Origin of the sequence: Ruminococcus sp. 1001136sp1, assembly GCF_039841815.1 — a bacterium.
GTDB classification, from domain to species: Bacteria; Bacillota; Clostridia; order Lachnospirales; family Lachnospiraceae; genus Blautia_A; species Blautia_A faecis.
On record NZ_JBDPGY010000040.1, the window covers coordinates 1 to 11,146 of the forward strand.

Here is an 11,146-nt window from a genome sequence, read left to right on the forward strand (position 1 = left end):
GTATAAGGCAGGTTACCCACGCGTTACTCACCCGTCCGCCACTAGAAACAGATCAAATCCGCCGAAGCCTCAATGAAATGTTTCCCGTTCGACTTGCATGTGTTAAGCACGCCGCCAGCGTTCATCCTGAGCCAGGATCAAACTCTCTGATAAAATGTTTGATTCACTCAAGACAACCAACTAGCTTAGTTATCTCTCGTCATTACTGTTATAAAAAGTTCATTCATTTGAATGATGATTCGTTAAGAATTTTCGAGAATCGTATGTGTTTCACTGTTTAGTTATCAAGGTTGTTTCGCTGTCATCTCTTTGCGACAGCTTATTTACTTTATCATATCTTTCAAATCTTGTCAAGTACTTTTTTCGAAAGTTTTTAAGATTTTCAAGATTCTGTCTAAAGTTGTTTGTTTCTGTCGTTCTGTTCAAGCGACTTGATTACTTTACCATAAGTTCAGTCGATTGTCAACAGTTAATTTGAATTTTCTGAAAACTATTTTATTTTTCAGTATTTCAGAAGCAATTCCTTGCGACAGCTTGTTTACTATACCACTGCCGCAAGGAATCGTCAAGCACTTTTTACAAAAAAGTTTATATTTTTTTGTGCAAATTGTTTTCTAGCATATGTTGATGCAAATACTTTTCCCTGGTAGCTAAACCACCTCTGATATGTCTCTCTGATTTATTCACCTCCAACACAGCCCTGGCCTGCCTTGCAAGTGCTGGATTTAAGCTTGCAAGTCTGGTCGTCACGTCCTTATGTACTGTGGACTTTGATATCCCAAACCTTTTTGCAGTCTGCCTTACAGTTGCCCTAGTTTCGATAATATAATTTCCAATCTCTACTGCCCGCTCTTCAATATACTCTTTCAAAAAAACGCCTCCGCCGACGCTGTTTTTACAGTGTATGCAGAGGCGCTATATTTATATGTAAGAAAACGTTCCGTAATATTTTGCAGTTAAATAATTTCCATATTCTTCGTACATATTATAAAGTACATTATATTTTCTCAAAAAAATGATACTCATACAAATTAGTCAGCTTCTTTCCTGTAAGCGCTGCGTAAGCCCTCAGTAAAGAAGAGCCGCATCCTGCTGCGCCTACATAAAGTCCCGGGTAGCTTACAACTCTGGTGGGGATGGTTCTCCACCAGCTGTCGTACCAGGTTCGGCTGCCTCACTGGCAAAATCCAGATATTTCCGGATTCCAGTGCGACGATATACAATATCCAGAAAAACAATAAATCCGCCATCTGCAGTAATATCCTCCTGCTCGCTCCAAAACAACCCGCGTTCATCTCAAGAAGCTGCCTCCATAAGAATATCCGCTGTGCGTAACACGAAATCGCGATACTCCTGCTTTCTTGTCACATGGTAAAGATCCTCCAGAAAATAGGCTTCTCCTACCGGTCCATTATAAGATCCTGCCACCCATCCCGGCACAGGAATGATTCCTTTCACCTCCGAATGTAAGTAAGGTATGCTGATACCATTCAGGACCAACCTGCGTAGCAATAATATGCGCAGCCGCTTCTTCTGCTTCTTTCAGCCATCTCTCATCACTAGTGGCTTCATAAAGACGGATCAGGAAAATTCCGATTCCAGCAGAACCGTCATACATACTTTTTGACGTAAACATAGGAACATCTTCACGATATCCGTCCTGTCCTTCCGGAAGCGCTTTCCAGATCCTTCCATGTTCTGTCTTCACCGCCAACGTGTCAATCCAGTTCGCTGTCTCTATCGCCGCCTGAAGGTAATCTTCGGCAGTATTTTTATGAAAAATTCTTGGATCTATCCTCTTATTCATCTGATGGCCCGCCACTTCTGCACTCTGGCATAAAACTTTCAGCTCTTCACTGCCATTTTTCCCGCTTTTGAAAGTGGTTTTTCCTTTCGTTGATGTTGGTGTAAAATATACTCTAGTTTTCATAGTATGTCAATAGGTTTTATCGATATAATTTACCATCACGCCTCAACAAAGGCTTTCTTCTGTTCTTCCGACATTTTGTATATCGAATCCCTATTTTTAACCTTTCGCCCTTAAGCAAAATTATCAATATATTTTCCGTTTTCAAAAATTTTAACAATCCTTACAGAGTACCATGAATCATCATATTTTTATATGGAATAAGCTCCTAAAATCTGCTATTATAGAAAACGTTGAATGTACAAATTTATTTTAAACGACAGAGGTGTTAGACATGAGTTGGTATAACGAGGCAGTTTTTTATCACATTTATCCACTGGGGTTGACAGGAGCGCCGAAGCAGAATGAGTATGGGGAGCCTGTGCATAGGCTGAATACGCTTCTTCCGTGGATCGATCATATTAAAGAAATCGGGTGCACCGCTTTATATATAGGTCCTTTATTTGAAAGTGTGGGACATGGTTATGAGACTACTGATTACAGGAAGCTTGACTCCCGTCTGGGTGACAACGAGGATCTGAAGAATTTCGTTGCAACCTGCCATGAAAAAGGGATCAAGGTTATCTTCGATGGCGTATTCAACCACACCGGACGTGACTTTTTCGCATTTAAAGATATTCAGGAGAAGCGACAGAATTCACCTTATGTAAACTGGTACTGTAATGTGAACTTCTCTGGAAATACCGAATACAACGATGGTTTTTCCTATGAAAACTGGGGCGGATATAATCTTCTGGTAAAATTAAACCAGCGCAATCCTGATGTGCAGAACTACATCTGCGATGTGATCCGTTTCTGGGTTTCTGAATTTGATGTGGATGGTATCCGTCTTGACGCTGCGGACGTTCTGGACTTTGATTTTATGAAACAGTTGCGCCGCACCGCTGAGGAAGTGAAACCGGATTTTTGGCTGATGGGCGAAGTCATCCACGGCGATTACAGCCGCTGGGTAAATGGCAGCACCCTTCACAGTGTTACAAATTATGCACTTCACAAGGCTCTTTACAGCGGACACAATGACCATAACTATTTTGAGATCGCGCACACTGTAAAATATCTGCAGAACATGGGCGACCTTGATCTTTATAATTTCGTGGACAACCATGATGTAGAACGAATTTACACCAAACTTTCCAATAAGGCGCATTTTGCTCCAGTTCATGTGCTTCTCTACACCCTTCCGGGAGTTCCAAGTATTTATTATGGTTCTGAATTTGGAATTGAGGGACGTAAGGAAAGAACCTCAGATGACAGCTTAAGACCAGCCTTAAATCTTGCTGATTATGCTGACGCAGTGGAGAAAAATCCTTGCACAGCTCTTATTGCTGCCCTTGGAAAAGTCCGCCAGAATACACCGGCTCTTAATTATGGAAGCTATGCAGAGCTTATGCTCACCAACCGCCAGTATGCTTTTGCCCGTGACCTGGATGGGGTGCGTGTGATCGTCACTGTAAATAATGATGACAATGCCGCTTCTATGGATCTGGCTGCTGGAAATGCAGCTGAGTATGTAGGTACTCTGACCGGTGAAAAAGTTTCTGTAGAAAATGGACGCATTCATGTAACCGTTGCCGGAAACAGCGGCAATATCTGGGTTCCGGCTGGGGATATGCCAGAGTATAAGCCGGTAGAGATGAATGCAAAGACACCGGAAACTACTAATACAACAGTTAAGGCTGACAACGCAGACCAGACAAAAGAGGAAGCTGCTGCCACTGTCGCAGAGCAAAATACAACTCCGATCTCTCAGGCACTGAAAAATGCTGCGAATACGGACAGCATAAAGGAAACGGTTGCGACTACTGTAGGTAACTCTGATTGCACCGCAAATGCTTCTGAAAAAGCAGCTGATGGTACAACATCTAATACTACTACCGCATCCGAACCAGCCTCCGAAAAATCTCAGATAACCGTAGACTGGTCCAAGTCCCCAGAGGACATGACCGTAGAAGAGCTTCAAGCCGGAATCCTTGCGAAAATGGCAAACAATGGTCCGGTAACCGACCAGATGAAGAAAACCGTTTATGACAATATCTGGCATGATTCCCTGGTGAACTGGCTGAAGAGCTTCCGCTGATTTGCGGCAACCACCAGGATCTTATGCCTGCATAAATACAAAACGCCAGAATGAAATTCGCTTTACCGCATGATAAAGCTTTTCATTCTGGCGTTTTTTATTTCTCAGTCTCTAAACCATAAAATCCTATTTTTAACGGTAGCCTTTCAAATATTCCTTCTGTTCAGACGTAATCCGATAGCTTTCCACTGCCTTCTGGATAGTCTTTTTATGTACCCAGTCCGACAGTCTGTGCTGCTCAATATAAGGTACTGCAGCATCCCATTGCTTGGCCAGAGCGGTGGCAAAATACCAGGCAATCATCATGTTTACATAATATTCCTGTGATTGTACGCCAGCTGCCATTTCAAGATACTCCGGGGAAAAATCCTCGTCCAGAAAAAGGCGCATAAGCATGCCGATCCCGTAGCGAATAGTGTAGGTTTCAGTGGAGGCGATCCACTTCCGAACCTCTTCTAATACTGCTTTTTTGTTCTTACGGAAACACTTTGGCTCTGGGAAATCACAGGTGGCCCAGTTGTCGATATAGGGCAGGAATCGCTGTACTTCTTCCATACATTTCGGATAGTCCTTTATCCCAGTGATCAGCATCATATGAAGGTTATTTTCCTCATAAAACTGGTGAGGAAGCTGCTGCAAAAAGTCCTCTAATTCCGGAGTACCGGCGAATACTTTTGCAAAATTCCGAAGCACAGGAGTACGGATTCCAATAATCTTTTCCTTGGCTGTTTCGGGCATTAATTTGCTGTGGAAATCCCGATATTTTATATCCTGTAATTCGAATAACTGCTTCTGCAATTCCGTTAATTCTGCCATGCACACTCCCTGTTTTTCAATCTATAACAGACATTTCACTCTAATTTTCAACGAAATTTGGGTTTTCAACTGTCGTCCTTTTAGTTTACATAATGTTTTGTATAATACTTTTGGCTTACCAAAAACACTCATAGTTGATGTCTATTTGAGCCAATTCTATTCTGCTTTCTCTGCTGCCTCCAGGCTTGCCATCAAAAGCTCATAGAAGTCATCTTCCCCCTCCAGCTTCGGGGAGTTTTCTCCGCCGCCATTGGTACTGCGGCGCATGGTAGCATAGAAGTCTTCTCCGGCAGATACCAGGTCCATTTCATACAATTCATAGCCAAGTTCCCTGCATAATCTGCAAAAAACAGTGAGAGGATCCTTTTCCAAACGGGTTGCCAAAAGCTTTTTTCGAAGTTCACCATCTTTCAGCGCATCACCTTGCAGACGGTCCAGAATTTCCAATGTTGTCATATGCGGTACCTCCTTTTTTGCAGCTATGTTATTTTTATATATTTTAATACCTCAGCTATCTGTGCGCAACTGTTAATTTCAGGATTCATCTGCAATCCAGCAGGTTTTCTAGAGCGTGTTTGAAAAAGGCTTTCTGCAAGATGTGCGTCACAATTTGTGGGAATGATTTTTCAAACACGCTCTAATACCAGCTAGTACATCGAAAATTAAGTATCTGCTATATTGACGCAGGATGATTTCTTCATATGCAAGGCGGAGAAAGGAGGCGTAGCGGTGGCTACGGCGACCGACGACAACGCAGCAGATGAAAAATCAGACAAGTCAATATGGCAGTTACTTAATATTCGATGTACTAGTCATACTGCATTGTGATATTCCTCCACATAACTCTGCTTCTGATCTGTCATTACTAGCATCACTTCATCCATAGCCTGGCCGATATACTGGATCTTATCTGGAGGAGCGGCGATAATAAGCTGTAATGGAAGGCGTCTCAGGAATTCCAAAACGCCGCCGATTCTTTCATCATCCATGTTATTAAAGGCCTCATCAAAGAGCACCAGCCCAGCTGCCTCGCCACCAATATTATTGCTGTAAAGCTGTACAAAAGAGGCTGCCACTGTCACATAAAACGGGGTCTGTGTCTCACCGCCGCTCTTCTCTTCACATACCTTGGAATAGTAAGAATAGGTGCCGTCATTATGAATGATCTTAATGTCATAATCCATGTAAGTACGGTAATCCGTAAACTCGTCAAGAGCCTGTGCACTGTTATTTCCACTTACCGAAAGCTGTTCAAACAGCTCCTCGATTACATCTTTATGAGCCTCATGGAAGATTCCCGAAAACAGGGATTCGCCTTGTGTCACATTGAAATCATCCATGATCATTTCATAATAATTGCGGTATTTTTTACTTGGCATAAACTGGAATTCATATCGTTCACTGCTGAAATCAATGCCCTTTAACGCCTTGTTCAGTTCCTTAAATTCCCCCTGGGCAAGCTTCATATTCTCCTGTAATTTCGCCAGAAACTGCTCATGAAATTCTGTTTCTGCCGCTTTATGGGCAGACTGTACTTTCTCCTCATAATCAAGAAGTTCAGAGTTTTTCAAACGTTCATACACCGCCTCAAATTCAGGAAAACCTTCCAGACTGGCAGCTGCACCAAAATCATGCTCGGTCTTATATTCCACCATGGCATTTATCATATTGTCTTTGGCAATCTGACATCTCTCACTGTTATATTTTCTCTTATTAGAAGGCAGTTTATAAAAATATTCACTTTGAAACTGCTCAATTGATCTTACTCCCAGAGCCTCCTTATATTCCCGATTCCAGCTATTTAAACGTTCTCCCGCATCTGCTGCAAGAGCGGTTACCTCACTCTTTCCGGTAACCTGTTTTTCCAGAAGTGTCTGTTTTCTGGCAACCAAATCCTGGATTCGGGCACGCATTCCACCGATTTTTTCCGTGTCGGAGCTGATGGTGTAATCCAATCCCCTAAGCACTTTTTCCAGCTCATCCAGCTGCAGCTGCTTCTGGATCAGGGTGGAATTTTCTTTCAGTTTTCGTATATTTTCCTCACATTTATCAATGGATTTATTTAACATACGAAGGGTAGCGATCACATCCAGACGGTACTTAATATCCACGTCACTTTCTGTAGAAAGAAGTCCCAGAATCTCTTTTGTGTCAGACAGCTTTTTCTCCTGATTTTCCATTGTTTCACTAAGCTTCTGAAATTCTTCTTCAGCCTGTGCCAGCTGTACGGTAAAAGCATTTTTGCCGATAAACGGCACACGAAATACCTCTGGTTTGATGGCACTTGCCACACGGTTCTGATATCTCATACAGCCCTTTGTGATAGAAACAGAATACTTTTTCAGGTCTTCGTAACGCTCGCACATCTGTACTTTTCCAAGGATCATGTTGCTGTACTGACGGGCATATTTGTTCTGGGAGGTGACTACTTCTGCCAGAGTTCCAGCAGGCGCAGTGTCGTATTTTTCCAGATCTTTCGTGTTGATCAGACCTACTCCGTAAACCTTTTTCTCTCTTCGAAGACGGTCATAAATACCAAGTGCAATATCGAAGTTCTCCGGTTCTACAAGCACGTAAAAACGCTGCGTATTCAGATACCCCTCCACTGCGTTTCGCCATTCCTCATCCTTAATTTCCAGCATTTCGCAGAGCACTCCAGGCTGGATTTCTCTTCCAATGCCCGCAAATTCTTCCTGTACAGACTCCACAAGAAGTTCTACACCAGATGGATAAGTCAGCTTTTTGCGTTTCAGTTTATTGATCTTTTTGCTTAATTTCTCCCATTCTGTCTGGTTCTGATTCAGCCGGATCTTCAGCTGCGCCTGCTCTTCCTGCTGTTCTCCATAGCGCATCTGTTTGAAATGGATCACATCATCTGTAAGGCTCTTTATTTCTGTTACATTGATATCACCATCCAGAGTTTGAAGTTTTTTCCGGTATTCACGGATACAGGAAGCGAAATCTGCGCCAGTTCCATTTTCTGCATTTGCAGACTGACTCATTTCGGCAGAAACTGCTGCAGAATATCCGGAAGTGTCCCCTGCCCCCATAGTCCGCAATAAACTCTCGCAGTCCCTGGCCGCCTGAGCCACGCTCTTCTTCAATTCCGTCCCCTCATTCATAGCTTCCTGTCTCTTATCCTGAAGCCTTTTTAGCTCTTTTTTCTCCTCTTCCAAAGCTACAAATTCCTGGTTATGACGCAGTTCTACACGGATATTTGTGGCAATTTCCTGCTTTTCAGAGCGCTCTTTCTGAAGCATTTCCAACTGGGCTTTCGCCTGGGAAAGACGGATTTCTTCGTTCTTTCTGGCAGTTTCCAGACTGGAAAGCTGTCCTTCCACAAGCTCCAGATCACTACGTTTCAGGAAATACTCGTACATCCTGTCCTTTTCAATACGCTCCTGTACACGCTGGTACAATTCCTGTATTTTTTTCAGTTTTTTCATGCGTTTTTTCACGTTATCAAGGGTACGTTCCATATCCTGATAAGTACGCACATTCTCCCGAAGTACATCAATATTGACTTCTTTTTCATCCAGCACGTAAGAGTAAACAAAGTCCTTAATATCGTCGATTGGCTTAAATGCAAGCGCTTTTGGAATCAGACGAAAGAACTTATCTTCAATCCTTCCAAGTCTTGCTGTGACCATTCTACGGGCTTCCATATTGGTCTTGCACCACTGGCGGATATCAATGTTGGAACCACGGAATTCTGCAATGGATTTCACCTGGTTTCCGTACAGGAAAAGATCATCTGAGATCCTGGTATTCTCCATCAGATACCGCACTGTAGTCTCCTGGCCCTCAGAAGCAGAATCCACAACAGCACCGATAATGAAATATTTATCCTTGCTTTCCTCATAAAATTCCAGGGCAACATGAGCGCTGATCTCGCCGGTACGCTCATAAGGCTGGTTTTCTTTTCCTGTTTTACAGCGGATATATCCGGTAAGCCTTCGCTTGCCATTCTCGTGGGCCGCCTTGTTAAAATAGCCGGTGGAACAGATGATCACAAACTGGATTGCGTCCAAAAGAGTGGATTTTCCAGCGCCGTTTTCACCAGATAAAAGAGTAGAATCTCCAAACTCTATGGTACAGTTATTAAACCTGTGCCAGTTAATCAGCTTCATCCTCGTCAGTTTCTTCATCGCTTTCGTTTCTTCCCTTTCTGTATGTCTCCAGTTTCTCATATGCTGCCTTAATGTCTTCTGCACGTACCACCATCAGAATGGAGTCGTAAATCAGAACACGAGATTCTTCATCTCCCATATCCTTATCCAGAAGCTCCACGATCTGATATCTTCGGAATAGGCTCAGGGCATTTCGCATGGTGGTTTTGTCGATTAATCTGTCACGGATATTAAGACTCACAAACTTATCCTGAATGTCTCCAAGGTTCACGATTACTTCCTCTATTGCGGAAAGCTCACGCTTCTTTTCATCGTAAAGAATTCGCAGGATCAGAAGTACAATGGAATCATAAAGCTTCAGATTCATCCGGTTATACCCTCTCGGACTGGTCAGCTGAATCACTCCATATTCCTCGTTTATCTCAAGGCGATAGCCAAGAACGCCCAGATATTCTTTAAATTCTTTCCTGTATTTCAGCACAAAATAATAATCTGCTTTGGTATTCTGGTTTCCTTTGCACAAAAAGCAGGTTCCCAGAAGACGGTTGCAAACCCTGCTGAAATTATCCTTTTCTTTTTGCAGCATTCCTTCCAGATATTCCATTTTCTCTCCTCCGTATCCGAAAATCTTTGAAACGGTAGCCGTTTACTTCCCGTTCTTCCAGAGTTTCTATTACATATCCCATATTTTTGCGCTGACCGTAAAGGCGCACATAGATCAGTTTGATAAAATCCTCTTCATTATTAAGAGGAAGCTGGCTTGCTTCCAGCTCATCCTTTTCCGCCAGATAACGGTTTACATAGTTCTGAATTTTCTCTACACTGATCACTTTCCGGATCTTTTCTGCCATCTTTCTCATTTTCTCACGGCGAAGCTCTTCGTCTGGTTCCTCATTCTCCAGACTGGAGGGGATGAATTCCTTTTTCCCTTCTACTGCCAGATACAGAGAACTTTGTTCCAGAATAGAACACTGGTAAATACGCACCAGATCATCCAGAAAATCAATGCGGTAGATTCCCCCAAGATCCATATTTTCCCGGTTGATTTCTTCATTAATTCCCATGAGTATTTCTTTCAGCTGCCCCCGCACATCTTCATTTCCTGCCAGGAGAAATTTGGCACGGTTGATGGCAGCTCGCTGGTACTGGGTATTTTTCTGGTTGATTTCCTGAAGAATCTCGTCCATATTGCGGAAAGCCTCAATAATTTCGTGAAGATAACGGTAGGTCAGTTCCCGCCCCTCTTCCTCGGAAACCTCCCGGATAGCTGCAATCTCTGCAGATGCCTTTTCCAGAAATTCCTCATTGTGGCTTCTTTTCTCCAGGCACTGCATAATTTCCGGACGAAACTTGGAAACATTGTCAGAAGTCAACAGGCGGTGGTAGGCTTTGTCTACAATATTGGTAATGTAGTCGTTAAACAGTGCATCCATAATCTGGGCAACCGTGCTGTGTCTGGTAAGGTCATCAATGTAGTGTTTGATGTTGGAATTGAGGTTTTTCAGACCAGTGATCAGGTAGTCGGTGTTTTCCCAGATCTGCATGAGCACGATACCCGGCTTATCCATGGTGCCTTTTACCAGACTGTAAATGGTATAAATGTACCCCTGGTATTCAATTTGTTTCCCATCTGCGATATCCAGGAGTGTTTTGATTATTTTCACAGCGTATTCCTTGAAGTTTACACGCTGTACGTAGCTTTTGTCTGTTTCCACTTCGATCCAGCCGTAGTATTCCAGGCGGCGCAAAATGCCGTTAGCCCGGCTTCGGCTGTCATCAGCCTGGAATTCCTCTTCCACCAGCTGGGCCGCATTTTCCTGCCCAAAATAAAATTCCAGCTCGTCTACCAGCACTTCTCTTTCCACACCAAAGGAGAACTGGTGTTCCATAATGGCAAAAAGGCGGCTGATACATTCCCAGTACACAATTCGGTTTGGCGAGGATAGCGGAACAAAAAAATTGTTGGGGATTATGTGAAACATAGGGTGTCCTTTCTTCAAACGTAAAACAAGGGACAAACTGCTTTGTCCCTGAAATCTTTCTTTATTTTAGCATAGCCGGTTTTATTGTACAAGGTTTTCTAAGTTGCTATTTAGTGTGTTGAAAGTTGTTCAAGGCGGACGCATTCGGACAATGGTGATTGCTCACTCGCCGGCGCAACGCTCCAGCGAACTAACTGCTAACTGCGACTAAATC

Annotated in this window: 10 protein-coding genes and 1 rRNA gene; 1 reads left to right on the top strand and 10 read right to left on the bottom strand. The window is 43.1% G+C overall.

Translation table 11 applies throughout. The features are described 5' to 3' along the window. The 5 genes from ABHC48_RS19930 to ABHC48_RS19950 form a co-directional block, all read right to left on the bottom strand. Nucleotides 1–153 (bottom strand): 16S ribosomal RNA (locus ABHC48_RS19930); the annotation flags it as partial. Between the two features lie 435 nt (nt 154–588). After that, complete coding sequence (spoIIID, locus tag ABHC48_RS19935; RefSeq protein ID WP_118583748.1) at nt 589–870, bottom strand: sporulation transcriptional regulator SpoIIID; 282 nt, start codon at nt 868–870, stop codon at nt 589–591. Between the two features lie 249 nt (nt 871–1,119). Continuing rightward, complete coding sequence (locus ABHC48_RS19940) at nt 1,120–1,284, bottom strand: hypothetical protein (RefSeq protein ID WP_195700453.1); 165 nt, start codon at nt 1,282–1,284, stop codon at nt 1,120–1,122. 12 nt (nt 1,285–1,296) lie between these two features. Further along, nucleotides 1,297–1,440, bottom strand: coding sequence for a hypothetical protein (locus ABHC48_RS19945; protein WP_195700454.1), 144 nt, complete (start codon nt 1,438–1,440; stop codon nt 1,297–1,299). Then, nucleotides 1,412–1,807, bottom strand: coding sequence for a lanthionine synthetase LanC family protein (locus ABHC48_RS19950; protein WP_187565166.1), 396 nt, complete (start codon nt 1,805–1,807; stop codon nt 1,412–1,414). The genes ABHC48_RS19945 and ABHC48_RS19950 overlap by 29 nt, the downstream gene beginning before the upstream one ends. Before the next feature lie 394 nt (nt 1,808–2,201). Between ABHC48_RS19950 and ABHC48_RS19955 the strand changes: the two genes are divergently transcribed. Next, nucleotides 2,202–4,004: an alpha-amylase family glycosyl hydrolase gene (locus ABHC48_RS19955; protein WP_195700455.1), complete on the top strand. Its 1,803-nt coding sequence runs from the start codon at nt 2,202–2,204 to the stop codon at nt 4,002–4,004. Between the two features lie 132 nt (nt 4,005–4,136). Here the strand turns inward: ABHC48_RS19955 and ABHC48_RS19960 are convergent, their stop codons facing one another. The 5 genes from ABHC48_RS19960 to ABHC48_RS19980 form a co-directional block, all read right to left on the bottom strand. Further along, on the bottom strand, nt 4,137–4,820 hold the full coding sequence (locus tag ABHC48_RS19960; RefSeq protein ID WP_148461585.1) for a DNA alkylation repair protein: 684 nt from the start codon (nt 4,818–4,820) through the stop codon (nt 4,137–4,139). 156 nt (nt 4,821–4,976) lie between these two features. Next, nucleotides 4,977–5,276 carry a hypothetical protein gene (locus ABHC48_RS19965; RefSeq protein ID WP_173717214.1) on the bottom strand — a complete coding sequence of 100 codons (300 nt, stop codon included), beginning with the start codon at nt 5,274–5,276 and terminating at the stop codon, nt 4,977–4,979. Between the two features lie 356 nt (nt 5,277–5,632). Next, nucleotides 5,633–8,968: an SbcC/MukB-like Walker B domain-containing protein gene (locus tag ABHC48_RS19970; RefSeq protein WP_195700456.1), complete on the bottom strand. Its 3,336-nt coding sequence runs from the start codon at nt 8,966–8,968 to the stop codon at nt 5,633–5,635. After that, entirely contained in the window at nt 8,937–9,554 is a 618-nt protein-coding gene (locus ABHC48_RS19975; RefSeq protein ID WP_118583732.1) for a DUF4194 domain-containing protein, read from the bottom strand. Before ABHC48_RS19975 ends, ABHC48_RS19970 begins: the two co-directional genes overlap by 32 nt. Continuing rightward, nucleotides 9,514–10,932, bottom strand: a complete 1,419-nt coding sequence (locus ABHC48_RS19980; RefSeq protein WP_187565168.1) for a Wadjet anti-phage system protein JetA family protein — start codon at nt 10,930–10,932, stop codon at nt 9,514–9,516. The genes ABHC48_RS19975 and ABHC48_RS19980 overlap by 41 nt, the downstream gene beginning before the upstream one ends. Nucleotides 10,933–11,146: the final 214 nt, after the last annotated feature.